Annotated in this window: 26 protein-coding genes and 1 pseudogene; 20 read left to right on the top strand and 7 right to left on the bottom strand. The window is 53.5% G+C overall.

Annotated features, from left to right (window positions below):
- The first annotated feature begins 178 nt into the window (after positions 1–178).
- Positions 179–628 (top strand): hypothetical protein, encoded by a 450-nt coding sequence (locus D1831_RS10970; protein ID WP_125072973.1) that lies wholly within the window; start codon positions 179–181, stop codon positions 626–628.
- Positions 629–702: 74 nt separating this feature from the next.
- Here D1831_RS10970 and D1831_RS10965 read toward each other — a convergent pair whose 3' ends face one another.
- Positions 703–2,154: an aminotransferase-like domain-containing protein gene (locus D1831_RS10965; protein ID WP_125072972.1), complete on the bottom strand. Its 1,452-nt coding sequence runs from the start codon at positions 2,152–2,154 to the stop codon at positions 703–705.
- Between the two features lie 150 nt (positions 2,155–2,304).
- Here D1831_RS10965 and D1831_RS10960 point away from each other — a divergent pair, with 150 nt between their 5' ends.
- The 10 genes from D1831_RS10960 (at position 2,305) to D1831_RS10915 (ending at position 13,069) form a co-directional block, all read left to right on the top strand.
- Entirely contained in the window at positions 2,305–2,913 is a 609-nt protein-coding gene (locus D1831_RS10960) for a LysE/ArgO family amino acid transporter (protein ID WP_125072974.1), read from the top strand.
- Between the two features lie 68 nt (positions 2,914–2,981).
- The gene (locus tag D1831_RS10955) at positions 2,982–4,100 is read left to right on the top strand and encodes an aminotransferase (protein ID WP_125072971.1); all 1,119 of its coding nucleotides are present in this window, start codon (positions 2,982–2,984) and stop codon (positions 4,098–4,100) included.
- A 143-nt stretch (positions 4,101–4,243) separates the two neighbouring features.
- Complete coding sequence (gene argR, locus D1831_RS10950; protein ID WP_125072970.1) at positions 4,244–4,711, top strand: arginine repressor; 468 nt, start codon at positions 4,244–4,246, stop codon at positions 4,709–4,711.
- Between the two features lie 99 nt (positions 4,712–4,810).
- A complete protein-coding gene (locus D1831_RS14855; protein ID WP_125072969.1) occupies positions 4,811–4,933 on the top strand; it encodes a hypothetical protein in 123 nt (40 codons plus the stop codon).
- A 236-nt stretch (positions 4,934–5,169) separates the two neighbouring features.
- Positions 5,170–7,308 (top strand): transglycosylase domain-containing protein, encoded by a 2,139-nt coding sequence (locus D1831_RS10940; protein WP_125072968.1) that lies wholly within the window; start codon positions 5,170–5,172, stop codon positions 7,306–7,308.
- 70 nt (positions 7,309–7,378) lie between these two features.
- Positions 7,379–7,723, top strand: coding sequence for a YlbF family regulator (locus D1831_RS10935; protein WP_125072967.1), 345 nt, complete (start codon positions 7,379–7,381; stop codon positions 7,721–7,723).
- A gap of 71 nt (positions 7,724–7,794) precedes the next feature.
- Positions 7,795–9,009 carry a metallophosphoesterase family protein gene (locus D1831_RS10930; RefSeq protein ID WP_125072966.1) on the top strand — a complete coding sequence of 405 codons (1,215 nt, stop codon included), beginning with the start codon at positions 7,795–7,797 and terminating at the stop codon, positions 9,007–9,009.
- Positions 8,999–11,491, top strand: coding sequence for an ATP-binding protein (locus D1831_RS10925; protein ID WP_125072965.1), 2,493 nt, complete (start codon positions 8,999–9,001; stop codon positions 11,489–11,491). The genes D1831_RS10930 and D1831_RS10925 overlap by 11 nt, the downstream gene beginning before the upstream one ends.
- A gap of 11 nt (positions 11,492–11,502) precedes the next feature.
- Positions 11,503–12,489 carry a 3'-5' exoribonuclease YhaM family protein gene (locus D1831_RS10920; protein ID WP_125072964.1) on the top strand — a complete coding sequence of 329 codons (987 nt, stop codon included), beginning with the start codon at positions 11,503–11,505 and terminating at the stop codon, positions 12,487–12,489.
- 16 nt (positions 12,490–12,505) lie between these two features.
- Complete coding sequence (locus tag D1831_RS10915; RefSeq protein ID WP_125072963.1) at positions 12,506–13,069, top strand: hypothetical protein; 564 nt, start codon at positions 12,506–12,508, stop codon at positions 13,067–13,069.
- A 59-nt stretch (positions 13,070–13,128) separates the two neighbouring features.
- On the opposite strand, the gene D1831_RS10910 is transcribed toward D1831_RS10915, so the two are convergent.
- From D1831_RS10910 to D1831_RS10900, 3 genes are all read right to left on the bottom strand, one after another.
- Complete coding sequence (locus tag D1831_RS10910; RefSeq protein WP_125072962.1) at positions 13,129–13,794, bottom strand: rhomboid family intramembrane serine protease; 666 nt, start codon at positions 13,792–13,794, stop codon at positions 13,129–13,131.
- A gap of 273 nt (positions 13,795–14,067) precedes the next feature.
- A complete protein-coding gene (locus D1831_RS10905; RefSeq protein WP_125072961.1) occupies positions 14,068–14,508 on the bottom strand; it encodes a nucleoside 2-deoxyribosyltransferase in 441 nt (146 codons plus the stop codon).
- A gap of 142 nt (positions 14,509–14,650) precedes the next feature.
- A complete protein-coding gene (locus tag D1831_RS10900) occupies positions 14,651–15,640 on the bottom strand; it encodes an aldo/keto reductase (protein ID WP_125072960.1) in 990 nt (329 codons plus the stop codon).
- A 322-nt stretch (positions 15,641–15,962) separates the two neighbouring features.
- On the opposite strand from D1831_RS10900, the gene D1831_RS10895 reads away from it, so the two are divergent.
- Both D1831_RS10895 and D1831_RS10890 read left to right on the top strand, forming a co-directional pair.
- On the top strand, positions 15,963–16,154 hold the full coding sequence (locus D1831_RS10895) for a hypothetical protein (RefSeq protein WP_125072959.1): 192 nt from the start codon (positions 15,963–15,965) through the stop codon (positions 16,152–16,154).
- A gap of 163 nt (positions 16,155–16,317) precedes the next feature.
- Positions 16,318–17,259 (top strand): amidohydrolase family protein, encoded by a 942-nt coding sequence (locus tag D1831_RS10890; protein ID WP_125072958.1) that lies wholly within the window; start codon positions 16,318–16,320, stop codon positions 17,257–17,259.
- A gap of 235 nt (positions 17,260–17,494) precedes the next feature.
- Here the strand turns inward: D1831_RS10890 and D1831_RS10885 are convergent, their stop codons facing one another.
- Positions 17,495–18,388, bottom strand: a complete 894-nt coding sequence (locus D1831_RS10885; RefSeq protein WP_125072957.1) for a LysR family transcriptional regulator — start codon at positions 18,386–18,388, stop codon at positions 17,495–17,497.
- Between the two features lie 212 nt (positions 18,389–18,600).
- On the opposite strand from D1831_RS10885, the gene D1831_RS10880 reads away from it, so the two are divergent.
- The 6 genes from D1831_RS10880 (at position 18,601) to D1831_RS10855 (ending at position 22,933) form a co-directional block, all read left to right on the top strand.
- Positions 18,601–19,188: a maltose acetyltransferase domain-containing protein gene (locus D1831_RS10880; RefSeq protein ID WP_125072956.1), complete on the top strand. Its 588-nt coding sequence runs from the start codon at positions 18,601–18,603 to the stop codon at positions 19,186–19,188.
- 14 nt (positions 19,189–19,202) lie between these two features.
- Positions 19,203–19,835 (top strand): putative quinol monooxygenase, encoded by a 633-nt coding sequence (locus D1831_RS10875; protein WP_125072955.1) that lies wholly within the window; start codon positions 19,203–19,205, stop codon positions 19,833–19,835.
- 395 nt (positions 19,836–20,230) lie between these two features.
- Positions 20,231–20,575 carry a hypothetical protein gene (locus D1831_RS10870; protein WP_125072954.1) on the top strand — a complete coding sequence of 115 codons (345 nt, stop codon included), beginning with the start codon at positions 20,231–20,233 and terminating at the stop codon, positions 20,573–20,575.
- Positions 20,576–20,609: 34 nt separating this feature from the next.
- Positions 20,610–21,158 carry a helix-turn-helix domain-containing protein gene (locus D1831_RS10865; RefSeq protein WP_125072953.1) on the top strand — a complete coding sequence of 183 codons (549 nt, stop codon included), beginning with the start codon at positions 20,610–20,612 and terminating at the stop codon, positions 21,156–21,158.
- Positions 21,158–21,586, top strand: a complete 429-nt coding sequence (locus tag D1831_RS10860) for a protein-export chaperone SecB (protein ID WP_125072952.1) — start codon at positions 21,158–21,160, stop codon at positions 21,584–21,586. The genes D1831_RS10865 and D1831_RS10860 overlap by 1 nt, the downstream gene beginning before the upstream one ends.
- Positions 21,587–21,775: 189 nt before the next feature.
- The gene (locus tag D1831_RS10855) at positions 21,776–22,933 is read left to right on the top strand and encodes a hypothetical protein (protein ID WP_125072951.1); all 1,158 of its coding nucleotides are present in this window, start codon (positions 21,776–21,778) and stop codon (positions 22,931–22,933) included.
- A gap of 88 nt (positions 22,934–23,021) precedes the next feature.
- Here the strand turns inward: D1831_RS10855 and D1831_RS10850 are convergent, their stop codons facing one another.
- Positions 23,022–23,459: a MerR family transcriptional regulator gene (locus D1831_RS10850; protein ID WP_125072950.1), complete on the bottom strand. Its 438-nt coding sequence runs from the start codon at positions 23,457–23,459 to the stop codon at positions 23,022–23,024.
- 96 nt (positions 23,460–23,555) lie between these two features.
- Here D1831_RS10850 and D1831_RS10845 point away from each other — a divergent pair, with 96 nt between their 5' ends.
- Positions 23,556–24,581: an NAD-dependent epimerase/dehydratase family protein gene (locus D1831_RS10845; protein WP_125072949.1), complete on the top strand. Its 1,026-nt coding sequence runs from the start codon at positions 23,556–23,558 to the stop codon at positions 24,579–24,581.
- Positions 24,582–24,625: 44 nt separating this feature from the next.
- Here the strand turns inward: D1831_RS10845 and D1831_RS10840 are convergent.
- A pseudogene (locus tag D1831_RS10840) lies at positions 24,626–26,107 on the bottom strand (ABC transporter substrate-binding protein/permease).
- Positions 26,108–26,151 lie beyond the last annotated feature (44 nt).

Raw genomic sequence — 26,151 nt, 5'->3', positions numbered from 1 at the left:
TTTCAAGTCAAAAGTAAATGAAGTAATTTGACCAAAAATGGACATTTTACTTAATTTTTCCTACCGTGTAAGTAAATAACCCGGATTGTTCAAAAATACTTTATTTGTTAAAGTATAAAATAGTTAATAAATAACGTTTGTAATCGTGATGGGATGGGCTTACCGGGACGTGGTTAGAGTGGCCGTGGAAACCAGCACGGTGAGAAGTACCGATTTAAGGCGGTGTACTTACCAACAACTGGGGTTGCACCAACCATTTACCCGACGAACTGGCTATCAACGGATCAGTGCTGATGCGGCTCATTTAAAGGAATACGACCAGCACGGTGACGGAGCGGCTTACGTGACCACCGGTGCGCACCAGCGGGTTGTCAGTTTAAAATTACTGAACCAAGTTAGTCGTCAGCAAATCCGGTTTGATAACGGGTTAATGCTCGGGATGCCGTTTGGACGGGTCCGACGGTTGCTGGGCCGGGCGTACGTCACGTTTGACACCGAACGCTACGGGCGCGTCGCGGAGTACGTTGATAAACGGCGCCACGCTAAGTTACTGTTAGGACTTAGTAGCGCTGACCGGGTGACGGCCATCGTGTTGTTTGATCCGGGCCAGTACGATTACCAGTATTAATTAAAAAATAAATCAAGGGACCACCCCGGCAGTTGGTACTGTCAGGGTGGTCCCTTGTCACGTTTGAATAAAGTTTAGACGGCGAAATTTGCGTGGATCAGTTCGGTCAAAATTTGAATCCCGCGTTCAAAACGCTCGCTGGATTCGTAGGAGAAGCTCAGGCGGACGTACTGGTTGGGCGCGAAGTCGTAAATACTGCCGGGGTTGAATAACACGTTGCGGGCGGTCGCCAGGTCGAACAACTTGGGGATGTTGATGGCGTCGGCGAGCCGGACCCACAGGTAAAAACCGCCGGTCGGAGCCTGCCAGGTGGCAAAGTCGTCCCAGTACCGATGCAAAATGGCCTGCGCCGCGGCGGCCTTTTTGGCGAGTACTTTCCGGAAGTTGGCTTGGTAGGTCTCGTATTCCGGGTCGGCTAAAATTTCGGCGAGTACTAGTTGTGACAACGAGCTGGCCCCGTAGTCGGTCTGCATGCGGACGTCGGTTAAACGGTCAATCACCGGTTTAGCCGCCACCGTCCAACCAATTCGCAGACCGGGCGCGAGGGACTTAGAAATACTGCCGAAATAAATCACGTTACCGGTCGTGTCCAGGGCCTTTAGGGGCTGCGGCGGTTGCTGATCAAACCAGACGTCCTGGTAAGCGGCGTCTTCCAAAATCGGCAGGCGGTGTTCCTGCGCGTACTGTAACGTTTGTTGCCGGCGTTCGGCGCTCATCACGATCCCGGTCGGGTTATTAAAGGTCGGAATTGAATAAATAATGGCGTGCTCGTCCTTGGCGGGGGGCGTCATTTGCCAGTACGCGAGTCCCTGACTGTCCATCGGGATCCCGGTCAGGTGGGTCTGGGCCGACTGAAACACGTGTAACGATTTGACGTAGGTCGGCGCCTCGGTGTAAATGGTCGCATTGGCCGGAAACAGCGACATCGAGACGAGTTGCAGGGCTTGCAGCGACCCGGACGTAATTAAAATATTTTCCGGTTGGGTGTGGATGCCGACTTTCACCAGGTGTTTGGCAATCTGTTGCCGCAATGCCAGGATGCCGGCCGGTTCGGTGTAGTTTAAGCTGGTTAGATTTTGACCGAGGTGGGCGAAGGCCTTTTGAAACAAAGCCCGCGGAAACTGTTCGGGGGCCGGTTCTCCGGTACTGAGGCGGATGACCGCGTCGGTTTCAAACTGGTTGATCTTTTGTAAGGCGTGCGAGTTGGGTTTGAACTGGCCGGCCTTGACGTACTGCGACCAGTTGACGTGTTCGGCCAGTAAACTTGACCAGTGGTTCCCCGAGATCACCATCCCGGAACCGGGGTTGCTGGTGATCAGCCCGACCGCAATCAGTTCGTCGAGGGCGGTGATCAGGGTACTGCGGTTGACCCCGAAGGCCTCGGCGAGTTTGCGCTGCGACGGTAATTTGGCCCCGACCGGCCAGTCGCCGCGGGCAATTTGGTGTTGAAAATAGTTGGTGATTTGTTGGTAGATCGGCGTGGCCGCGGTTTTATCCGGCTGCCAATTGACGTTAAGCGTTTGCATCGAAAAACCTCCCGCTGGTTGGGTAAAAAGTTCTAAATTGGTTGGCTACAAAATTAATTATCTCCATTATAATCATCTCTGGATTAAAAGCCAGTTAAGCATTTAATTAATCACGACCGCTTAATTGGTTGGTACGGGAGGTCAAAAATGATGCAAGTATTTTTACAAGGATTACTATTCGGAATCGTCTACATCGCGCCAATCGGGATGCAGAACTTGTTCGTGGTTTCCACGGCAATTGAACAGCCGCTCAAACGGGCGCTGCGGGTGGCGCTGATCGTGGTCGCCTTTGACACGTCGTTGTCGCTCGCCTGCTTTTACGGGGTCGGCAAAATTTTACAATCAACGCCGTGGTTAGAACTAGCCGTGTTGTTGGTAGGAAGTTTACTAGTCTTTTACATTGGCTGGGGTCTGTTACGGGCCAAGGAGGAAGCGATGGGCACGATGGACGCCGAGTTTTCGTACAAGGCGGCCGTTGTCACGGCTTTTTCGGTGGCGTGGCTTAATCCGCAGGCCATCATTGACGGCTCGGTTTTACTAGCGGCTTTTCGGGTCTCGATTCCGGCGGCGCTGAGCCACTTTTTCATCGTTGGCGTGATCATCGCGTCGATCGTCTGGTTCTTTGGGTTGACCACGCTGATCAGCAAGTTCAAACACTTAATGCAACCGCGGGTGCTCCTATGGGTCAACCGGGTGTGCGGGGCCGTGATCATTTTGTACGGCGTTAAGCTGCTGGCGACCTTCGTCACGAAAATTTAGTTGCAGTTGCTACCGACAATCGGTATGCTAAGGCTATTGGACTTTTTTAATGGAAGGAACGATGGCACATGCAAATTGCCGGATTTGGGGTTGAAGCTTGGCTCAACGCCCACGAAAGGGAAGCGACGACCGATATTAGTCAGAGCTCAGTTTCGGCACTGACCATGGCAGAAGTGACCAGCTTAGACGGTCACGGTGGTCAGCAATTTTATCAGCAGTTAAACCAGTCGCGCTTAGACTACGGCTGGATTGAGGGGTCCCCCAAATTTAAACGCTTAGTGAGCGGCTTATATACGCAAGTTCCGCCGGAAAACGTGTTACAAACTAACGGCGCGACCGGCGCCAACCAGTTGGCCATTTATAGCTTGGTGGAACCCGGCGACCACGTGATCGCCCTGTATCCCACCTACCAACAGCTTTACGACATTCCTAAGTCGCTGGGGGCGACGGTCGACTACTGGCACATTCGAGAGGACCACGACTGGTTACCGGACATCAACGAGCTTCGGCAGTTGGTTCGGCCGAACACCAAAATGATCCTGCTAAATAACGCCATGAACCCGACCGGTGGTTTATTGGACCGGGCCATGCTGGAACAAGTCGTGGCCGTGGCCCAAGCGGTCGGCGCCTACGTGTTAGCCGACGAAGTTTACGAGCCGTTAGACGGGACGCCGTTTACGTCGATCGCCGACCTGTACGACCGCGGGATCGCTGTTAACAGTCTATCCAAAACTTACTCGGCACCCGGGATTCGAATCGGCTGGACGGCCACGCCCGACGCCGACTTGGCGGACCGGTTCCGTAAGTACCGCGACTACACGATGATCTGCGGCGGCGTGGTGAACGACCAACTGGCCGTGCTGATTTTGCAACACCGCGCGGAAATTTTAGAACGCAACCGCCAAATCGTGGCCCGTAATCTAAAGCTCTTAACGGACTGGGTGGCCACCCAGCCGCGGGTCAGCTTGATCGCGCCGCACGGAATCTCGGTCTCGTGTATCAAGTTGGCCGTGCCGTTAGCGGACGAAGCCTTTTGTTTGAACCTGTTACGCGACACCGGCGTTTTGTTAGTACCGGGCTCGCGGTTTGCCATTCCGGGCCACGCCCGTTTAGGCTACTGCACCGATACCGAAACGTTACAACGGGGACTGCGGTTGTTAGGGGATTACTTAACGCAGTTTGATTAGATAACCATTTCTTATACACCGACTTAATAAGCATAATTTCCTGACAAACTGGGAATTTATGCTTTTTTTCGTGGAAACGGCGTAGTTACGTGAATGAATATTTGCTATAATGGTCTCATAATTATGAAGGGGAGGTCCCGCAAATGAAAAAAACCGATCGTCAGGCGGCCATCGAGCAGCTGATCAACCAGTACCCAATCGCCACCCAGGAAGAATTGATGGCCAAGTTGAAGGCGGAGGGCATTGCCGCCACCCAGGCAACGATCTCGCGGGACATCCGTGAAATGCAGATCGTGAAAACGCCCGACGAACACGGCCAGGCCCGCTATTCGATTTTTAAGGCCAACAGCAAAAACGAACAGGACCGTTTGTTTGAAAGCTTGCACGACGTGGTGGTCGGCGTTGACCGGGTCGAATTCATGAACATCATCCACACGCTGCCGAGTAACGGAAACTTACTGGCGGCGATCATTGATGATTTGAAAATGCCGGAAGTCAGCGGGACCCTGGCCGGGCACGACACGATTTTTGTAATCAGCCCCAGCGTGGAAGTCGCCAAGCAGTTTCACAGCTTGCTGATCAGTCACGTGGCTAACGAAGACGAACTTTAAAGCATTACGGATCGCCGCTTGCCGGCGATTTTTTTGCAAATTACGGGCCAACACGGTATTCTAGGACTAGACAATTAAGTTGAGAGCGAGATGTTTTAAATGAAATATACCAAGAAACGGACGCCGCGCAATAATCAAAAAAAGCGCGACGCCACCTTTGAAAAGTTTAAGCAGCAGCAAAATGAATTAAACGCGAACCGGCGCGGTGTGCGTCGGAAATAACGTCCAAGGCAACCCAGTCTTGGGCTTTTTTTGACGCTGCTTTTACGTGACCGGGTGAACGGTTAACGGCCACCTAATTTTGAAGATTTGTTCAAGGTTCGTCCCTAAAAGTGGCGCACCGGGGATTTATGATACAATTATCAGAGCTAACAAGTAACGCGGGTGTTGGTTCCGTTAATTAACGGGGCGCTGATTAGTTTAACCAGCAGCGACACCGGCTGAACAAGGGGAAGATTATGCAAAAAAATGGTTTTTGGGCCACGATCAAAGATGGCTTGCGAGTCATTGGTCACTGGCTGCACCCGTACTGGCAACGCTTCACGGCGGCCCTGGGGTACCAGTGGCACCGGCGGCAACTGACGCGCTGGCTGATCGTGCTCATTTTAACGGTGATCCTGATTGGGAGTGCCTACTTAACGTTTGAAGCTAAGACGGCCAAAATTGGCAACTTACAAGCAGAACTCGAAAAAACCACCACGATTTACGATAGTAGTAATCAGAAGGCGGGGTCGTTGTATTCCCAAAAGGGGACCTACGTCCATTTGAGTAAGATCTCGAAAAATTTACAAAACGCCGTCATCTCGACCGAAGACCGTAACTTTTACAGTGAGCACGGGTTTTCAGTCAAGGGGATTGGCCGGGCGTTCGTGCTCCTCGTGATGAACAAGCTGCTGGGACGCGACTACATCAGTGGTGGGGGGAGTACGTTGACCCAACAACTGGTTAAAAACGCTTATTTGACCCAACAGCAGACCTTTTCACGGAAACTGCGCGAGATCTTCTTGTCGATTGAAACCGAAAACGTGTACTCGAAGAACCAGATCCTGGCAATGTACCTGAATAACGCCTACTTTGGCCACGGGGTTTGGGGCGCGGAAGACGCGTCCGAACGCTATTTCGGGGTGCACGCCTCGGAACTGACCGTCGACCAGGCCGCGACGCTAGCGGGGATGCTCAGTTCGCCAAGCGGTTACGACCCGATCAACCACCCGAAGGCTTCAACCGCCCGGCGGAACGTGGTGCTCAACAACATGGTCGCCAACAAAAAGTTGTCGCAAAGTGAAGCCAACGTGTTCGCTAAAAAAGCGATGACGCTAAATGATAATTACCACTATGAAAGCGGCTATAACTACCCGTACTACTTTGACGCGGTGATCGACGAGGCCATCAACAAGTATGGCTTGACCGAGTCGGACATCATGAACCGCGGTTATAAGATCTATACGTCCTTAAACCAGAATGAGCAGACCGCGATGCAGGACTCGTTTAAAAATAGCAGCCTGTTTCCAGCCAACGCCGCCGACGGGACTAAGGTTCAGGGCGCGTCGATCGCGGTCGACCCGTCGACCGGGGGCGTGCTGGCAGTCGTGGGTGGTCGCGGTAAGCACGTTTTTCGGGGCTTTAACCGCGCGACCCAGATCAAACGGCAGCCCGGTTCGACCATCAAACCGTTAGCGGTCTACACGCCGGCTTTACAAAACGGTTACACGTACGACTCTAGTTTATCGAATAAAAAGCAGACCTTCGGCGCCAACAAGTACGCGCCGAAAAACTACGACAACGTTTACTCGTCGTCGGTACCAATGTACAACGCGCTGGCCCAAAGTATGAACATTCCGGCCGTGTGGTTGTTAAATAAGATTGGGGTTAACAAGGGGTATAAGTCGGTCAAGAAGTTCGGTTTGCCGGTCACCAAGTCCGATGACAACTTAGCACTGGCCCTCGGTGGCTTAACTTCCGGGGTCTCGCCGGTGCAAATGACCAGTGCCTACACCGCCTTTGCCAACGGTGGGAAGAAGACCACCGCCCACTTCATCACCAAGATCGTGGACGCCAGCGGCAACGTCGTGGTCGATAACACCAAGACTAAGAGTAAAAAAATCATGTCCAGCAGCGTGGCCAAGGAAATGACCAGTATGATGCTGGGCACTTACAACACCGGGACCGGGGCGGCGGCCAAACCGTACGGCTACAAGGTCGCCGGCAAGACCGGGAGTACCCAGGCCGATTACAGTACCGGTTCCGGGACCAAGGATCAGTGGATGATCGCCTACACGCCGGACATCGTGGTCACGACCTGGATCGGGTTTGATACTACCAACAGTACCCATTATTTAAAGAGCTTGTCGGAAAACCAACTGTCGTCCCTGTTTAAAAACGAATTACAAAACATCCTGCCCAATACTAAGAATACGAGTTTTGATACGCAGGACGCGGCGACGTTGGCGAACCAGGCGGCTAATAATAATAGTAATAGTTCCAGCAGCAGTTCCGTTTGGGATAACGTCGAAAAGGGCGCCAGTGACGTCGGCAAAGCCGTTAAGGATACCGCCAAGAACTGGTTCTCACAGGCGAAGAAGTTAATCGGAAACTAAGACTGGTGCTATTCAAAAATTATTAATAATGCTAAAATAATGGTGACACATACTTCGAGGAGGAACCACGATGGCCGTTAATATTTACGATACTGCAAACCAATTAGAACAAGATTTACGCCAAACTAAAGAATACAAGGAATTACAAGCGGCTTACGCCACGATGCAAGCTAATCAAAGTGCGTTTGACCTCTTCAAAGACTTTCAGGAAGTGCAAATGCAACTTTCCCAAAAGCAAATGAACGGTGAAGAACTTTCCGACGAAGAAGTTCAAAAAGCACATGATCTGGCGGACAAAGTTGGCAATGTCGATGAAATCAAAGCCTTGATGGGTAAGGAACGCAACTTAAACCAGTTAATGAATGATTTGAACCAAATCATTACGAAACCGGTACAAGAACTTTACCGCAACTAATTAATTAAGGGCGAAAGGGACAATGACGGAAAACTTTTTTCGTGATTGGCCCTTTTTTTATGGAGGCAACAATGAAATTTCTACACGCTGCGGATTTACATTTAGATACCCCGTTTTTAGGGTTGAGCGACCTGCCGGGAGACTTACAACAACGCCTGATCCAGGCCCCGTTAGCCGCGCTGCACCGCTTAGTGGACCTGGCGTTAGACGAGCGAGTCGACTTCGTGCTGCTCGTCGGCGACTTATTTGATTCCCAGGCGCAAAGCGTGCAAGCGCAGGCGGCTTTGATGAGCGAACTGGAACGGCTGCACCGTGTTCAGATCCCGGTCCTATTGTCGTTTGGGAACCACGACTTTCAGCCGGACCTGACGACTTGGCACTTTCCAGCCAACGTCCACGTTTTTGGGCCGCAAGTTGAAACGGTCACACTGACCACCAGTGCCCAGGAACGGGTCGCCGTCAGCGGGTTTAGCTATGGCCAGCGCTGGGTCGCAACCGACCCGACCGCGGCCTACCCGCTCAAAACCAGTACGGAAGACTACCACGTCGGCACACTGCACGGGCAGGTCGGTCAGGCGGGGGACCACTACGCGCCGTTTAGCGTTGGCGAGTTACTGGAGAAGCACTACGACTACTGGGCACTCGGCCATATTCACCAGCGCCAAACTTTAAACGCCCAGCCGCCGGTCGTGTACGCCGGCAATCTGCAGGGCCGCCACCGCGGTGAGACCGGCGCAAAGGGCGCCCTGATCGTCACGAGTCGGGGCGATCACCAGTTAGTCCCGACCTTTAAAGCGTTAACCGACATCGTGTGGACCGACTGGCCGGTCAGCTTAGACGGGACCTATTCACGGGCCAGCCTGCTGAGCGTGTTAAGCGACCAACTGAACGCTCAGGCCACGCACGGCTTGCAACTAGTCAGTTTAACACTGCCGGCCAGCGTGCACTTAGATGAAGGGGCGGAACTGGCCCTCACACAGGGCGCGCTGTTAGCGCAGTTGCGGGCCAAGGCCAACGCGCACTGGTGGCCCGTTCAAATCGAGCGGGCCGCGTCAACGCCCACGACGCCCCAGTTCGGGGTCAACGCGGCGACCTGGCAAGCGGCCGGGCAACAAGTCGTGACCGCCACGGCGATCGCGGACTTGGCGGGCAACTTACTGAACGAAGCCTTTTTAAACACGGCGTTGTTGGAAGACACCACGCCGGAACAGTGGCAAGCGCAAGTGATGCGCCTGCTGACGGACCAGTACCACTTAACGACGGGGGGCGCGAACCATGTGGATTAAACACCTTGAAATTGCTGGTTTCGGTAAATTTCACCAGCAGAGTTTTGACCTGAATGCCGGCCTGCAAGTCGTTTACGGGGATAATGAATCCGGAAAGTCCACCTTACGGGCGTTTATCTTAGGGATGCTGTTCGGTTTTCCCTCCCGCCGGTACCCGCAGGAACGTTACGAACCGCGGGAAACTAGCCAGTACGGGGGCTCGATAGACCTAGTCGTGGACGACGTGTTGTACCGGTTGACACGTCTCGGCGACCAGCCGGCCACGCTGATCAACCTGACGACTCAGGCGCCACAACCACTGACACTACTCGAACACTGGCTGGCGCCGTACGACCTGGCCCAGTACAAACAGCTATTTACCTTTAACCAGGCCGAACTGGGGGCCTTAAAAACCCTCAGCGCGACCGATTTAAATACCCAGTTGCAGCAGGTCGGTCTGGTGGGGAGCGCGCCGTGGCGGGACACTGCTCAGACGTTGCGGGAGCGCGCCGACGAGTTGTATAAACCGCGCGGCCGCAAGCCGGAACTCAACCAGGCACTGCAACGCTACCACGAGTTACAAACGCAGGTACAGGCGGCTAAGCAGCATTATCCGGACTACTTAGCCTTACAAGCTAAGATTCAGACGTTGCAGGAGCAGCAAACGGCGGCCGAACAGACCGTGAACCAGCTCAGCGCGCAGCAGCAACACCTGACCAGTTTACTGAACCAGTGGCCGGTCTACGCCCAGTTGCAACAGTTGCGGACCCAGGCGGTACCCCAAGCGGCACCGCTGACGCCGGCGACCGTCAAACGGGTGCGGGAGTTGACCCAACAACGCAGCGAGCTGCAGCGCAGTTTGGCCGGCGCGCGTCAACAGCTGAGTACCCAGCCGGTGGACGACCAGTCGCAGGGACTCCTCGGCTTTTACGTCCAGCACCAAACCGAATTTGAGACTTTGGAAGGGCAGTTACCGCCCCTCCAACAAGCCTTTGGACAGTACCAGGCGTTGACGGAACAGGTCGACCATGCGCAAACAACGTACGATCAGCAAACTCAGGCCCACCCGGAACTAACGGCCTGCCTGTCGCCGACCAAGCGTGAAGCGGTGGCGGCACTCAAGCGGACCGCGGCCAGCTGGCAACCGGCGTCACGCCAACAGCACCAGCAGCAACGCCAGTTAGACTGGCGGCTCGTCGCCGGGGGGATCGGCGTGGTGGCCGGACTGCTTTTGCCACTCGGCGCCTTTAAGTGGTTCCTCGCCATCGCCGGTTTTGGCTTGTTAGGCTGGTTTGGTTACGATGAGATCACTCAAAGCCAGGCGCCCGCCCCAGCACCCCAGCCCGACCTCGGGGCCGCGTTAACGGCCGCCGGCTTACCCGCCGACTTGTCGATTGAAGCGACCCGGCAACGGCTGGAATGGATTGCCGAACTGCAACGCGCCCAAGCGGCGGTCACGTCCGCGGAACAGCACGCCGCCACACAGGCCAGCCGTGTTTGGCAGTCGTTGCAGGATTACCAGTTTGCGGCCGGTTGGATTCCGGTCGCGCCCGAACAGTTGGCGCTAAGCGTTAAACGGGTCCAACAATTTTACGAACAAGTGCACCAACTACTGCAAAAGCAGAGCATGGCCGGGCCGGACTTCGCCTACACGCAGCGTCAAGTCCAGCAACTGACCGCCCAAGTCCGGGACGTGACCAACCACTTGCAACGGTTAGCGGAAGAAAACGATTTGGCCAGCAGCGATGACTTGACGGCGGCGATTGACGCCCAGGCGAGTGCCACCCGCGACGCGGCAACGGTCAGTCAACTCGAGCAACAGTTGTCGGCTAGTGATCAGGCGGCACTGCAACCGTACGACAGCGTGAGCGACCTGCAAACGGCCATCGGTGGCGTGCGGCAGCAGCTCAGTGACGCCCAAATGCAGCTGACCCGGCAAACGGCGGCACTGGTGACCGCGCAGACCCAACTAAAGCGGTTGACCGAAGACGGCCGTTACGCCACGTTGCGCCAGCAACAGGCCAACTTGCAAACGGAGCTCACCGTGCTGGCGCGCCAGTGGGTGACCCGGCAACTGGGCGCCAACTGGATCGATGAAGCCCTGCAAACGTTGACCAATCAGCAGTTACCGGCCGTTTTGACCTTGGCCGCCGCCAACTTCGCGCGTTTAACGGCAAAGCGGTATAATAACATTGATTTAAACGGTGATCAGTTGCGAGTTACCACGACGGCCGGCGTCCACTTTGAGGTGGCGGCGCTCTCAACGGCGACGAAGGAACAGCTGTACTTAGCGTTGCGGCTGGCGCTGATCGTCCACCTGGGTGAACAGGCCCAGTTGCCGTTGATGATCGACGACGGGCTGGTCAACTTTGACGACCAGCGGCGCGCGGCGGCGTGGGACTTGCTGGGTGAGGTGGCCCAGCAGCACCAGCTGATCTATTTCACCAACGAGTCCGCGGCCCGGCAACAATTACCGCGGGCACGGGTCCTTGAATTAAGCTAGGGGGAACCAACATGGCAAAAAAATTATTTGATTATCAACTGGACGAGCCGGTCGACGGCTTTTTCCTGTTAAAAGATTCCGAAGTCCGAATTGCCAAAAACGGTAAGAAGTTTTTAGCCATCAACTTTCAGGATACTTCCGGTGAAATTTCCGGGAAATTTTGGGATGCCAGTGATCAGGACGTGGAGCACTTTCAAGCCGGTCGCGTCGTTCACTTGAAGGGCAAGCGCGAAAACTACCAGGGTAATCCGCAAATTAAAATTCAGCAGATGCGCCTGACCCACCCGGGCGAACCGCAGGAGGTCACCCAGTTCGTGGAACACGCGCCGTTGAATACCAGCACGATGGAAGACGAGGTTAACCAGTTCGTGTTCGCGATTACCGAACCGAACTGGAACCGAATCGTGCGGCACCTGTTGACCGAATTTCACGCGGACTTCTTTAACTACCCGGCCGCTAAAAAGAACCACCACGCGTTTGCCGGCGGCTTAGCTTATCACACGTTGTCGATTTTAAAATTGGCGAAGTCGGTCGCCGACCAGTACCCGCACGTTAACCGGCCGTTGTTGTACGCCGGCGCCATTTTGCACGACATGGGCAAGACCATTGAAATGTCCGGACCAGTTTCCACGACCTACACCTTAGCCGGTAATTTGGTGGGCCACATCGTGTTGATCGACGAAAAAATTGTTGAGGCCTGCCAGCAGTTAAAAATTGACGAACAGTCCGAGTCGGTGTTGATTTTACGGCACATGATCTTGGCCCACCACGGGTTACTAGAATACGGTTCGCCGGTTCGGCCCCACATCATGGAAGCCGAAATTCTTCACGACCTTGATGAACTGGACGCTTCGATCCAAATGATGCAGACGTCGCTCGGCCACGCCGAACCCGGGACTTACACCGAACGGATCTTTGCGATGGACGGCCGCAACTTCTACCGGCCGACCCACGATTTGACCAAGGGCGACTTGCCGACGGACGACGCACAAAATTAATGGGGGGGCGTTAGCGATGCCAAAATTAATGCCGGTCGCGGTGACTAACATTGCGGCCAACATTGCGGACCGTCCAGCTTACATGACGTTCGTCATTGCCAATCAGAAGTATTCGACCGCCCGCAAACGCACGCCGTTTATTTTAAAGGCGCTCAGTGAGGGCGCGGCGGCGCACGGACGGGTCACCATCACGACTAACCGGGTCAGTTTAGCCGACGAGTACGGGCACGTTTTTCAGACATTGGCGCCGCTCCCGGACGTGATCACGGCGGTTCAGTTAGGACTAATGCGCTCCAAGACCCGCGAAATTGGCCCCCGCCGGCAAACGAAGGCCCGCTACACGTTAACGGTGGCGCTCGTCACGCCGCGGGCAACGTACCGGTGTTTAAACACCGAACTAAGCGTGTTGCCGGCCCTGTTAACGTGGGTTCACGACTACCACTTAACGCTAGTGGACCCGTTAGGCCTCGCCAACAGTTCGTTTGACTTACCACACTTGACCAACGCGCAGTTTGAAACGTTGACGCGGGATACCCCGTACTTTGCTTGGTGTCAGACGATTGGTAGCCAACTAAATTGAACTATTAAAAATGACGCTTTCCGGAAAAACGAAGTCTTCTGGGAAAGCGTCATTTTTAATTAGGGCAGATAATCGTAAAAAAGGGTGACCATAAACAGCACGGTCGTCAGGGTGAGTGCCACACTGGAACGTAACCAGGACGGGATGCGGACGCGGTCAAGCTCGTCGACGTCAAACATGAGGACCGCCAACAGCGCGCCGCCGGCTAACCCGCCGAGGTGGCCGTAAATGTCGACGGTTGGTTCTACTAAGTTAACGAGTAGGTTAGCAGCGAGGATGACCATTAACAGCCGCCGGGCCCGGGGTAAGAGTAGTGCCGCGTAAACCGTGAGCCCAAACAAACTGGTGGAAGCCCCGGCGCTCGCCACTTCCGGTAACATGACGTAACTGAGCAGGTTGCCCGCAAGCCCGCTTAACAGGTAGGCACACAGCAAGCGCACCGGGCCCACCTCCCGCTCGATCAGTGGCCCGACGAATAGTAAGGTGGCCATGTTAAACACGAGGTGGAAGGGGTTTAAGTGCACAAACATGGGGGACCACAGCCGCCAGTAGTCACCGGCGTTGATCAGGGGCGTGTAGCTCGCGCCGTAGTCCAGTAAAACGCGGGGACCAATGTGGAAGTCACCGTTAATTTGGAGTTGATCAAAGGTTTCCAGTAAAAATACGGCCACGTTGATCGCCAGCAGCAGGGTAGTCATCCAGGTTTGGTTTTGTAATATGCCCACGCGCACCCGCCACCACCGTTTGAAGTTGGTTTTAGACCGGGACCACTGGGGGTGATTTTTTGAGTGAAAGGCCAAATGAACGCCCACTTTCTTGACTTGATTGCTTTCATGTTAGGTCAAAAGCAACTGGCACGGGTTGAGGGACTGTAAAGAATGGGTTAAATTCTGGTAATGTCCCGTCTAAAGCCGGCCAAGCCTAAAAACCACCACCGATTTTAAGTTAGCAGCGGTGGTGGCCAAAAGCCCTGGAAAATTAGGCGTTATTAATGAGTTTTATAAAATTTCACCCACGAAGTCGCCCTTGGGCAGGGTGTTAAAGTCGTAGGTCTCGAAGTCAGCGACCCGTTTGGTGTAGTAGTGCAGACTTTCGGTGATCATCAGGTTGACGGCTTCGTCCTTTTCCTGAAGTACGAGGATCGGCAGGTTGCGCATGGTGGCCACGCCGAGTTCGTAGGCCGTACCGGAGTCGAGGTTCTTAGCTTCGAAATCTAACACGGTCACGATCACGTCGGCCGCCGCGATTTGGGCCATGTCGCGTTTGAAGATTTCCGTGGCCCACGGTTTGGTGAACTGTTCAGCCTGTGCGTCTTGGTGTAACCGGGGTGAGTAAAAATCCCTCACGGTTGGGTTCTTTGCGAGTGCCTGCTCTAAACGGGTGACCCGGTCGACCTGTTCGGGACTGAAAAAGGGACTTGCAACGTAAACTTGTGCCATGTAAAAAAACTCCTTAAAACCACCGTATTTAGCGGTCACGTATTTTAAACCAATAAACCGTATTGTACGGATTATTGTCGCAAACGTCAATTGTTGCAGTCGCCGGAGCACACCGCAGTGACGGTCGTAAAGCTGAATAAATTTACCACGCGTAAGCTTCGGGAGCCGCGCCACCGGGTCCTGGGAAGATCTCGTCGAGTTCGGCCAACACGTCTTCGGACAGGTGTACGTCTAAGGCGTGGACGAGGTGCTCTAATTGGGCAACGGTTCGCGGGCCGATGACGGGCGCGGTCACGGCCGGGTTGGCCAGTAACCAGGCCAGTGCGATGGTGGATTCACTTTCCTCCAGGTCAGCGCATAAATCGGCGTAGCGCTGGAACTGGACGCGTTGGGCGGCCGTGAGGTTTTTGACCGCCGCGGCCCGCCGGCTTTGGGGGTCGGGGTTGCCGCTGAGGAGGTGATCGGCGAGCAAACCACCGGCCAGGGGACTCCAGGTTAAAACGCCCATCCCAATTTCTTGGGCAGCCGGTAAAACTTCAAGTTCCGGTAAACGACAGAGCAGGTTGTAGCGGTGTTGTTCACTAATCAGCCCTAAAAAGTGACGGTTGTCGGCGGCGGCCTTGGCGTAAGCTAAGTGGCGGGCACCAAAGTTGCTGGAACCCACGTAGTAAACCTTACCCTGCTGGATCACGTTTTCTAGGGCACCGTAAATTTCGTTCCAGTTGGTGCGGGGGTCGACGTGGTGCATTTGGTAGAGCTCAACGTGGTCGGTTTGCAACCGGCGTAACGAAGCGTCCAGGTGGCGGTAAATTTTATAAGCGGAGATGCCGCGGGCGTCGTTTGGCCCGGCTAAGGAGTCGTCCATTGGCTCGTAGGTTTTAGTTGCCAGGACAACCCGTTCACGGCGGTGGTTGCCCAGCGCAAACCAGTTACCGATGATTTCTTCGGTCAGTCCGTGGTGATTCGCGGGGCCGTACACGTCGGCGGTGTCAAAAAAGTTAATGCCGAGTTCCAGTGCCCGGTCCATAATTTTAAACGCTTCGGCCTGACTCGTGCGCGTCCCGAAATTCATGGTGCCTAAACAGAGGCGGCTCACGCGTAAGCCGCTCCGCCCTAAATAAGTATTTTGCATATTTTTCGCTTCCTAATTGGTAATGATGTTTATCAGGTTAAACGTACCAGAATCGGCGGTTGACCGCAATTGGGTGAGTGTTCAGAAAGACGGTAAAAGTAGCAGAAAGGTTGGGAATCAGTGGCATCGTTTGGGAGCGTCGTTGTTTCTTCAAGTTTTCATCGCGGCTTGAACGAAAATTAATGGCATAATGACCTTGAACAGCCGTATAATGAAATGATTAGGTTGTAGAGCGCTTACTTTCTGATGGAAAATTTATTAATTAAACGCTAGTTTGCGGTACAGTATTAGAGAACAGATTATTAATAATGGGGGCTTTACATTGTTAGTACAGGTTAGTAACGCCGATCATCAGCACTTGACCGCACTGGATTTAAAGCGATTTTTAAACCGGTATTCGGATCAGGAGTTAGAACAGATCTTAATTAAGCAGGACGGATTAGAATTTCACGCGGCCTTTTTACAAACGACCGCGGCGGTTCCAACCCCGACTCTGTATCTCGAAGAGTATTAGTTTGAAAACCGGTGGCGGCCGGTTTTTTTGTGCACTCGTGAGGGTTGGTAAGTTAAGCGAAAATCGGCAACGGCCTTTTTGTAACAATTTTGTAAAATAATTGTACAATGGAAGGTGAAGCAACACCGCGGCAAGGGTGTGCATGAGAGGGGAAGTCCTATAAATGACATTAGCACAAGCAATTCCAATCGACGTTTTCGCCCACGTTTTGGCGCCGCGTTTTTATCAGCAAATGTTGGCAATTGAGCCGTCCATTCCCGATAAAGCCGGTTACGTCAATAACCGGGCGTTGGTGGATTGCGATTATCGGCGACAACACCGCACCATCCCGACCCACCAGATTATTAGTATGATGAATTTAAACCCGGAGGACTACGTGGGCCCGAAACAGGCCCTGGCGCTCTGCCGGGATGCCAATCAAGAGTTAGCGGACCTGGTTAAGGCCCACGCGGACCAGTTTAGCGGGGCGGTGGCGATGGTGCCGATGAATAACTTGTTTGGCGCGCAGGAAATGTTACAAACGTTAGTCAAACCCAATCAAAACTTGGTGGGCGTGCAGTTGTTCACCCGCGCGCTGGGACGCAGCATCGCCGATCCCACGTTTGACCCGTTGTTTGCCACCGCGGCCAAGTTGGACTTGCCGATTTGGTTACACCCGGTCTTTGATGACCGGAAGCCCGACAATAACATTGTGTTCAGTTGGGAATACGAACTGACCCAGGCAATGCACGACTTAGTGGTGGCGGGCGTTTTTCAGCGCTACCCGCACTTGAAAATTATCGTGCACCACGCCGGGGCGATGGTCCCGTTTTTCGCTGGTCGGATCAACGCCATCATGACGTCAGCACAGGCGGATGATTTTCATAAGTTTTACGTGGACACCGCCATCTTAGGCAACACCTCGGCGCTGCGGCTCACGGTCGATTACTTCGGCGTGGACCACGTGTTGTTTGGGACCGACGCGCCGTTCGGTATTTTACCGGTCGGTGCCAGCAGCAAAATTGCGATTGCGATCGAACACCTGCCGTTGACGTCCACCGAAAAGGCCCAGATCCTGTACAGCAACGCCGCCAAGATGTTGGGATTAGAACCGTTAACGAAGTAAAAATTGAGGCTGTGATAAAAGTCACAGCCGCGTTCGTATCTCCGCACAATTATTGTCGAAACGGGTTTCAAAAGTCAGCGGGCTCCGCTTAACCCCGTATGTCAAACAATCCAAGCCCAGGATTATTCGCTATCCGCCGTTAATGGCTCACCAGCTAACCGACTTTTGGCACACTCTGTTGTAAAACACGACCGTTATTCCAGCTTGAAGCCGAAATAACGGTCGTTTTGTGATTTCACTCGGACACGCTTGTCGTGATCTCCGATTTAAGAAAAGTGATCAGTGCCTGCGCCGGGGCGCTTAACGGGACGCCCTTGCGCCAGATCAAAAAGTGTTTGAGCTGGTGTTGGGGGAAAAACGGGATGAAGGTCAGGCCGCTGTCGGGTGGCAGGGTGACCCCCGCGATGCAAACGAGGGTCCCCAGTCCGGCCGCGGCCAGGTAGACCGCGTTGGTCAACAGGTTGTATTCACCAACGATGCGTAGCGGCTGGTCACCGGTCTGTAGCCAGTCGGTTAACTCCGTTTTGACCAGTGAACGGTGCGGGACAATCAAGGGCTGGTTGACTAGTGCGGCAACGTCCACGCTGGCTTGTTTAGTCCAAGGACTCGTCGCGGGCACCGCTACGCCCCAGCGGTCGTTAACGGGCAGGCGTACGGCGTGGTACTTGGCGGCGTTGATGGGTGTTGAAACAATGCCAATTTCCAACAGTCCCTGGTCGAGGCGGTCTTTAATGGCGTTGCCGTCCGCGTCGTAAGTGTCGATCACGACGTGCGGGTGGGCGTGGTGAAAGTGGACTAGTCGGGGTGCCAGCCAGTTGGTCACGTTGGATTCAACGCAGCCGGTGCTGAGGGTGCCGGTCAGTTCAGCGTTGTTGCTGTTTTTGACCAGTTGGTTAGCGCGCTCGAGGGCCGTTAAAATTTGTTGGACGTGCAATTGGTAAGTTAGACCGGCCTTGGTCAGGACCATCCGGTGACGTTCACGGTTAAACAGCGGCAGGCCCAGTTGCGCCTCCAGTTGCTGAATTTGGCGGCTGAGCGTCGGTTGCGCGACGTGCAGTTCCCGGGCGGCGGCCGAGATCGTACCGAGCCGGGCAATCGTTAAAAAGTAGTGCAAAATACGAGTTTCCATCACTTGACCTCACTATTCATTTTATGGATTGATATATATGTATTATAGGCCTTTTACATGTTAGGGCGTAAGGATTATGATAACGATTGACGGGAGCTAAGGATTCGGGTCCCGTAACGGCCCACTCGGTGGAATGGACTATTACATTGTAAAAGTGAAGTAAACACTCGTTACCAAGACGGTGGCGGGGACGATGAAAGGACGCGTTTTAAATGCAATTAACCGAACACCAAAAATTATTAGCGGGGCAGGATTACGATTACCGCGACCCCGAGTTACAGGCGTTGTTAGCCCAGGGCCGACGCCTCGTTGAAACAATTAATACCACGGGTGATCCAGAAAAACGCCAAGCGGCCATCCAAAAGCTGTTTCACCACGTTGGTCAGCGGGTCACGTTAAACGGACACTTTGAAGCCCTTTACGGTGACCACGTTTCGCTGGGCGACGACGTGTTTATCAACGGCAACTGTACTTTTCAGGATTCCAACCGGATTACCCTGGGTGACCGGGTGATTGTCGCTCCCGATACGAAGTTTTACTGCGGGCAACACTCACTGGACGCGCGCCAACGTTTTGGGGTCCGTCCGGATGGTAGTCACTACCTGATTACCCACACCCAACCGATCACGGTTGGCAACGACGTTTGGATCGGCGGCAACGTGACGGTCATCGGCGGGGTCCACATCGGGAATAACGTGGTCGTTGCCGCCGGGGCGGTGGTGGTGAAGGACGTGCCGGACAACTGTGTCGTTGGTGGCGTCCCCGCCAAGGTCATTAAGACTTTGCCGGCGTTAGATTAAGTTGGGAGGCAGTGATGCAAATGAACCGTGATATGATTTTTCGGCGGTATCAGCTGGAAATAAGTGCCGTAGACCGGGCCCGCTTCGTCGCGGAAGGAAACCATAATATGACGACCTCCTTAGCCACCGAGCCGGGGACCCTGACCATGATTGCGACCCACGCGGACGACGCGGGCACGCACAACGTGGTTTTTGAACTATACCGTGATCAGGCTAGTTACCAGCTTCACGCGCGTTCACCCCAGTTTAAACGCTACGGCCAGCTGGCCCAAGCGGTGGTCACCGGTAAGGCCATGGATGAGTTACAATTGGAATATTTAAACAGTCCCCAAGCGGGATTGAACGTGAGTGGGGCGAGTACCCAGCAAATCCTAATGTTCGACTTGACGGTCCGACCAGAGTGGCAAGCGGAGTTTAAGGCCCGGTTGACGGCAAAACTCGATCAGGACCACGGCCAAGTCGTCGCCGGCTATGCCGCGACGTTTAGGGACCAACCCGCGCGTGGTTTACTGCTTTTAACTTATCAGCAGTCTACCGACCGCGTGACGGATTCAAAGGCGTGGTCAGCTTGGCTCGGTCAGTACGCGCAACCGGTGACCAGCCAAGTCTTAACCGTGGATACCATGGTCGCACAAGCTGGCCTTTGAACGTTCAGCCAATTCAATTTAACGGGTTCGACAGTCGAGCAGACCGTGGGGCCCGTTTTTTTTGCGTTGCTCAGGGAAATTACGGACCTTGATTGGCGCTTTGTTATTAATAAGTTTAATAGCGGGAATAAATGCTGGTGGGTGTCAACTTAAACTATGATAAGGATTTGCTAACAGGTGGTGCCGACCTACCCGTAAAATTGGGCGTGCTGGGAGCCAACGGTCTTATTAATCAACGGGGAACAACTGTTTGTAATATTATCTTTTGCAGGGTGTTAAGTTAAAGGTAATTATCTGGTAGGGTCAACTAGTTGGCAGATTATTTTGTTTCCCGTGGGTAACAAAGATGCTATACTAGTACTACCATAAACTATTCGATTGTGGGTTGGTTTGTAATGGGGCGAACGGATCAGGTTAAAGCGGTAGTTGCTTTAATTAAGGCACACAGGAATAAATGGCGAATTAGTCATCGGGGCAAGAACCTGGTGGCAATGGCAGCGTTGGGGATTGATTTAGATCAGATACTAAATGAAATTTATTGCGGAATCACGTGGCAAGACTACGTTAGTGGCCCCGAAGCGGATCGTAATGGCATTCCGGGACCAATCTGGGTTTTTGGAATGGTCATTGAAGAAGTCGAATGTTATTTGAAGTTTCAGATTAAACGGGGAAATATCATCTTTTGGATTTCCACTCATCCGGCCGAGTATCCGTTACATTACCCGTTTAAGTCGTACTGAAAAACAGTGGTTCTATTAACAGGAGGGGTGCTCAGTGATTAAAAAGATTTTTTTTAACGTGGAACTAAATACGACCGCGGAATATACCGAAGTATGGAAATACGAAGTGGTTAAAGTTAAGGATGTTCCGGATCTTTTGGTTCGTAATCATTACTGGCAAGATGCTCAGGGCGAGTTATGGTTAGACTTTGAGGATCCAAATGAAAACTTTCGGGGGATTTTTAACGCCTATCGAAAGCGCAAAGGGTTTATGCAGCCGTGGGAGGTCAAAAAATTACGGGCAAACTTAGGACTGAGTTTACGTGATTTTGCGGAGCGGTTGGGCATTAGCTACGCCAAGGTTTCACAAATTGAGAATAATAAACGGATTCAAACCCTCGCACAGGAAGTGGCGTTCAGAAAGGCGCAGCAGGATTATCAGCGTCAAGGGTACCTGACTTCGTACGCGGTAGCTCCAAGTAGCGGGGAGACGCTAACGCGGGTACTTGGAAAGGTCAAGTATCAAGACACGGTGATAACGACTTATCAGACGCCTAACGAAGCGGGAACGAATCGGTTTAAATACGTTGGGGGTGTTGCGTAATGGCAGTTTTGGAATTTAAGGGTTATTCGGTTGAAGAATTAAGTTATCAGAAAAATCGGACGTACCAAGCAAAAAAGCGGGAAGTTGACTTGAACCCTAAGGTAGAGATTAGCAATACTTTTAATCAGGATGAAATCGGAGTAACCGTAACGGTTCGGGTGGGCTCGTTAAAGGGAACTGCAGCGCCCTTTGTCGTGGTGGCCAGTGTTCGGGGCACGTTTCGTTATCAGTCTACCGAAGATACGGGACACATCGGGGTTGATACGCTCGTTAAAAAGAACGCGGTCGCGATCCTTTACCCATACGTGCGGGCGCTAGTGTCGAGTATCACTAACGCGTCCAACGACTACCCCGCATTTATTTTACCAACGATTAACGTGGCCCAGGTATTGGATGAACGGGGATCGAACTCCCAAGCTGCGGATTAAAAAATCGATTTAACGGTTAACTAAGAATTTAATCAGGAGCTTACTCGTCACTGCCTGGGAACCTTACGGGGCGGTGGCTTCTTTATTAAGGGCCGGCTGTGAAGGAGATTCATTGCCAATTACCGGCAATGGTTTGGTATGCTAGGACGTGACGGTCATGATTTAAATTTGTCCATTAAAGGAGTTTTTATGCGTAAAGTTATTTTGGGGCTGGTTACGAGCCTCCTGGTGATCTTAGCCGGGTGCGGCGCTAATCAGGCAAGTAAAACCAAGTCTAAGGCCACCGCCGCGGACAATTCAGTGGTTAAAAATACCCAGCAGGCCACGCGGGCCGCGTCGAAGACCTGGGTGTTTGACCAGGCCGTTAGTTCGAAGCAGACTAAGCGGGGACTGCAGGATACGTTGACCACTTCGGTCGTTTCTAAATTGCAGGCCGATAGCAGCTGGACCACCGCGAAGGGGCAGTTTACGTCTAATTCCATCGACTACCAACGGGTTAGTTTGGCCAAGTGGAAACGCGACGGGTTAAAGCACGTGATGAAGTCCTACCAACATACGGTGCACTACGTCTCCGTGGCGCAGGTCAACGCAGTGCTTAAAAAATTAGGCGCCGACGTTCAGATCCACCAACTGACCGACCTCGTCTTTTTAGAAACTAAAAACGGCGGCGAACCGCTTAGCACGGGATTCGTGGCGAGTGGGCACCACCTCTACGAAATTAACGTAGAGTACCGGGATGCCGATACGCCGACGACCGTTGACCGGGGAACTAAGTATACCGACACGGCAACTAAAACGGCGGTGAGCCACGTTGATCCGGCCGACTTGGCGGGGACTTGGATCGCACCGGAGACGACGACCAGCGCGACTGATACGGGTAAAATGATGGTGAAAGCCGGTTACCTGTACCAGCACCGTTACGACAGTTTTGAACGTTCGGCCGTTCAGGATTTGGCGACCTATTCACTGACGTCGCTCAACCAAAATACGACCTACGCGGAACAAAAACGCAACGCTGCCAAGGCTGGTTACCACTTGACCAACCGGGTTGTGGCAAGTGGGGATAGTCTGGGTTACCTCTACCTCTTCATCAGTAAGGATAAGATGATTCGAATCGGGCAGGGTGACGTTACGACCTATGAACACACGAGTGCCACGGTGGCGCCCGCGGACTTACCAACGGCCGACGTTAAACTGTTTGACCAAACGACCAAAAAACACCCTGGAAGCGCCGCGTCTACCGTTACGGTGAAGGCGGGTGCCCCTAAGGTGGGGATGAGTAGTAGTGTGAAGTACCTGACCGACCCGGAAGCCGGTCAAATTACCAGTGAAATTGTGATTGATTAAGTCTAATTTAAGCGGGTCACCCGTTCGTCGTTTTTGACGAGGGGGACCCGCTTTTAGCGTTTTAAATGCGAACGTGCCGGACTAAATATTACCCCTCAAACGGGTCGGCCAACTGGCTGGCCCGTTTTTGAGATTTCGCGGTTTGCAATTCCAAACCGACTAGTTCGGCGGCGTGCGGTGAACTGTACATGGCCAGTTTGAAATCGATTTCTTTAAGACTTTGTGCCACCACTGCCTGCTGGTGCAGCACGGTTTGGCGGTGCTCTTCTAACAATTGTTTGCGTTGGGGAATGCTGCTGGGTCCCTGCATAATGTAAGTCACGTATTGGCGAATGGCGGCAATTTTCATGCCGGTGTCCTTTAAACAGGCAATCGTGTGCAGAATTTGAAGGTCGCCGTCGGTAAACGCGCGGTAACCGGACGCGTCGCGGCTGACAAACGGTAACAGGCCCGCTTTATCGTAGTAGCGCAACGTGTAAATGGAAAAGTCAGTTCGTTCCGCCACTTCTTTGATCGTGTAAGTCATTTTTTCACTCCGTTCTTGCCCTCGAGTATGGTCGAGGGTGCATACTGTCCATATTAACTAATCATTCATAAGAAACAAGACGGGAAGTTGATTTAAATGGAAAAAGAATTGGTATTGGTCACGGGCGGCACGGGCTTTTTGGCGGGATACGTGATTGAAGCCCTTTTAAAACAAGGTTACGCGGTTCGGGCCACGGTGCGCGCGCTAAACAAAACGGCCGCGGTCCGGCAGACATTGGCGGCTCACGGGGTCGCCAACCAAGAGCGGCTAGCGTTCGTTGAAGCCGACCTAACGCGTGATGAACATTGGGCTCAAGTGATGGCTGGCGTCGATACGGTAATGAGCGTCGCGGCCCCCGTGTTCGTGGACGGTCGCCGGACTAGTATGGTTGTAAAACAAACCGCGACCACCGGGATAAAACGGATTTTAACGGCCGCTGCTCAGGCCGGGGTGCGCCGGGTCGTGATGACCGCTAATTTAGGGGCGGTCGGGTTTAGTCACTTTAAAGCCGATGACCAGGTCACCGAGGCTGACTGGACGGACGTTAATCAGCGCGGATTGTCGGCCTACGAACAGTCTAAACTGCTTGCCGAACGAGCGGCTTGGAATTTTATTAAACAGCATCCCGAGTTGGAACTCGTGACCGTGAACGCCGGGGCCATGCTGGGACCGGCGTTTGGCCCGCACGTTTCCGGGAGTTTTAACCTGGTCAAACGGTTATTAACGGGCAAGGCCATGCCTAACTTAGCCGTAAACGTGGTCGATGTCCGTGACGTGGCGGCACTGCACGTGTTAGCAATGCAAACGCCCGTGGCTGCCGGGCACCGGTTTTTGGCCGTGGCGGAGCAGACCGTAACGATGCGGGGACTGCAACAATTACTGACTAGGCAACGGCCTGAGTTAACCAGTCAACTGACTAAACGGTTGGTGCCGACCGGAGTGGTGTGGTTATTGGCGCCCCTTAGCGTGCAGTTGCGCGAAGCCAACTTGATGATGCGCGTTAACCACCACGTGAGTACTGACCAGGCACAACAACGATTGGGCTGGCACCCGCAATTTAGCGCGGATGCCGCGGTGTTGGCGACCGTTGATAGTTTAGTAACTCTAAACCAAATTGATTAACTAAAACGACCGGCCAACAATTCCGTTGACCGGTCGTTTTAAGACTATGCATGCATGGTTTGTTGTCCACGGTTCATCCGCCGCTCGTAGTAGTGGAGCAGGCGGGTCAGTAGCCAGCAAATGACGAAGTAGATGACCATCGCGATGCCAATTGGCGCCACGCCGCGGTAGGTATCGGCCTGAACGATGCCCAGTTGGTAAATCAGTTCGGTGACCCCGATGATTGAAACCATTGACGTGTCCTTAATCAGGTTAATGAACTGGTTGCCCAGTGACGGCCAGACGATTTTGAGCGTCTGCGGTAAAACGACGTAACGCATGGTGGCCGTTTTGGAAAGTCCTAAACTGGCCGCCGCCTCGGTTTGCCCGCTATCGACGGACTGAATGCCGCCCCGGATGATCTCGCTGAGGTAGGCGCCGCTGTTTAACACGATGGCGATCATCCCGGCGGTTAACGCCGACACGTCGACTAGCATCCCAATCCCGAAGTACACGAACATGATCTGCACCATCAGCGGCGTGCCGCGGACGAACTCGACGTAGGCGGTCGCTAACCAGCGTAACGGCGCCACGTTACTGAACCGCAACAGGGCCAAAAGTAGGCCGAGCACGCTGCCGCCAATAATGCCGACCACCGCGATCAGCAGGGTGTACTTTAGTCCCTTAATAAAGGCGCCGCGGTAGTGCCACATCGACGTGTCGGCGGTGTTGACCTTTAAGTACTTGCCGGCCGTTTTGAGGTACCGGTGTTCGATCATGTGGTGATGTTTGATTTTGCTAAGTGAGCGGTTGATGGCGTTTTTTAAACTGGTTGAGCCCTTTTTAAGGGCGATCGCGTTACCGGCCTAGGCGCTGCTGGTTTTGAAGTGGCCGTTGATCGCCATTAAACTCGGATCGTTTTTGGCGTAGGCGGTGGCCGAAGCGGTCCCTTTGACCACGGCGGCGACTTTGTGGGTCTTCAGCGCCAAAATCAAGTTAGCGGCACTGCTCATACCGACTAAGTGGGCGCTGGGCATCTGCTGCTTGATCAAATTGTATTGCAGCGTCCCGGTTTCGGCGGCGACCTTTTGCCCGGCAAAGTTGGCCTTGGTCTGGTACTTGGCGGCATCGGTCTTGTTGATCAGAATTGATTCGCCCTCGGTGTAATAGATGTTGGTAAAATCAACGCTTTTGCGCCGGGCGGGGGTCGGACTCATCCCGGACAGGATCATGTCGACTTTACCGGTCGTTAACGCCGGCAGTAGTGAATCAAACGACAGCTTTTTAACGACTAGTTTAACGCCCAGGTCCTTGGCAATCTGTTTACCAATTTCGACGTCCATGCCGACGATCTTGGACTGGCCGTTTTCGTTGACCTGAAATTCGTAGGGCGGGTAGTTGGGGGAAGTCCCCATGACCAGCGTACCCTTGGCCTTCACACGAGCGAGTGACGTTTCACTGGCCGCGTGGGCGGTGCGGGTCACCCCGATTAACCCGATTAACAGCATTCCGACTAACATGATCCATTTTCCAAATTGACGTAACATCGCACTTGCCCCCGTTTCAAATTATCACTAGTATAGGTCTCAAT

Source organism: Lactiplantibacillus garii (assembly GCF_003885105.1).
Classification (GTDB): Bacteria; Bacillota; Bacilli; order Lactobacillales; family Lactobacillaceae; genus Lactiplantibacillus; species Lactiplantibacillus garii.
This window is presented reverse-complemented; position numbering and strand designations above follow the sequence as displayed.

Coding starts and splice junctions, on each gene's coding strand:
- D1831_RS10965 (WP_125072972.1), bottom strand. CDS start 2,154: ATGCAAACGCTTAACGTCAATTGGCAGCCGGATAAAACCGCGGCCACG.
- D1831_RS10960 (WP_125072974.1), top strand. CDS start 2,305: ATGCAAGTATTTTTACAAGGATTACTATTCGGAATCGTCTACATCGCG.
- D1831_RS10955 (WP_125072971.1), top strand. CDS start 2,982: ATGCAAATTGCCGGATTTGGGGTTGAAGCTTGGCTCAACGCCCACGAA.
- argR (WP_125072970.1), top strand. CDS start 4,244: ATGAAAAAAACCGATCGTCAGGCGGCCATCGAGCAGCTGATCAACCAG.
- D1831_RS14855 (WP_125072969.1), top strand. CDS start 4,811: ATGAAATATACCAAGAAACGGACGCCGCGCAATAATCAAAAAAAGCGC.
- D1831_RS10940 (WP_125072968.1), top strand. CDS start 5,170: ATGCAAAAAAATGGTTTTTGGGCCACGATCAAAGATGGCTTGCGAGTC.
- D1831_RS10935 (WP_125072967.1), top strand. CDS start 7,379: ATGGCCGTTAATATTTACGATACTGCAAACCAATTAGAACAAGATTTA.
- D1831_RS10930 (WP_125072966.1), top strand. CDS start 7,795: ATGAAATTTCTACACGCTGCGGATTTACATTTAGATACCCCGTTTTTA.
- D1831_RS10925 (WP_125072965.1), top strand. CDS start 8,999: ATGTGGATTAAACACCTTGAAATTGCTGGTTTCGGTAAATTTCACCAG.
- D1831_RS10920 (WP_125072964.1), top strand. CDS start 11,503: ATGGCAAAAAAATTATTTGATTATCAACTGGACGAGCCGGTCGACGGC.
- D1831_RS10915 (WP_125072963.1), top strand. CDS start 12,506: ATGCCAAAATTAATGCCGGTCGCGGTGACTAACATTGCGGCCAACATT.
- D1831_RS10905 (WP_125072961.1), bottom strand. CDS start 14,508: ATGGCACAAGTTTACGTTGCAAGTCCCTTTTTCAGTCCCGAACAGGTC.
- D1831_RS10900 (WP_125072960.1), bottom strand. CDS start 15,640: ATGCAAAATACTTATTTAGGGCGGAGCGGCTTACGCGTGAGCCGCCTC.
- D1831_RS10890 (WP_125072958.1), top strand. CDS start 16,318: ATGACATTAGCACAAGCAATTCCAATCGACGTTTTCGCCCACGTTTTG.
- D1831_RS10885 (WP_125072957.1), bottom strand. CDS start 18,388: ATGGAAACTCGTATTTTGCACTACTTTTTAACGATTGCCCGGCTCGGT.
- D1831_RS10880 (WP_125072956.1), top strand. CDS start 18,601: ATGCAATTAACCGAACACCAAAAATTATTAGCGGGGCAGGATTACGAT.
- D1831_RS10875 (WP_125072955.1), top strand. CDS start 19,203: ATGCAAATGAACCGTGATATGATTTTTCGGCGGTATCAGCTGGAAATA.
- D1831_RS10870 (WP_125072954.1), top strand. CDS start 20,231: ATGGGGCGAACGGATCAGGTTAAAGCGGTAGTTGCTTTAATTAAGGCA.
- D1831_RS10860 (WP_125072952.1), top strand. CDS start 21,158: ATGGCAGTTTTGGAATTTAAGGGTTATTCGGTTGAAGAATTAAGTTAT.
- D1831_RS10855 (WP_125072951.1), top strand. CDS start 21,776: ATGCGTAAAGTTATTTTGGGGCTGGTTACGAGCCTCCTGGTGATCTTA.
- D1831_RS10850 (WP_125072950.1), bottom strand. CDS start 23,459: ATGACTTACACGATCAAAGAAGTGGCGGAACGAACTGACTTTTCCATT.
- D1831_RS10845 (WP_125072949.1), top strand. CDS start 23,556: ATGGAAAAAGAATTGGTATTGGTCACGGGCGGCACGGGCTTTTTGGCG.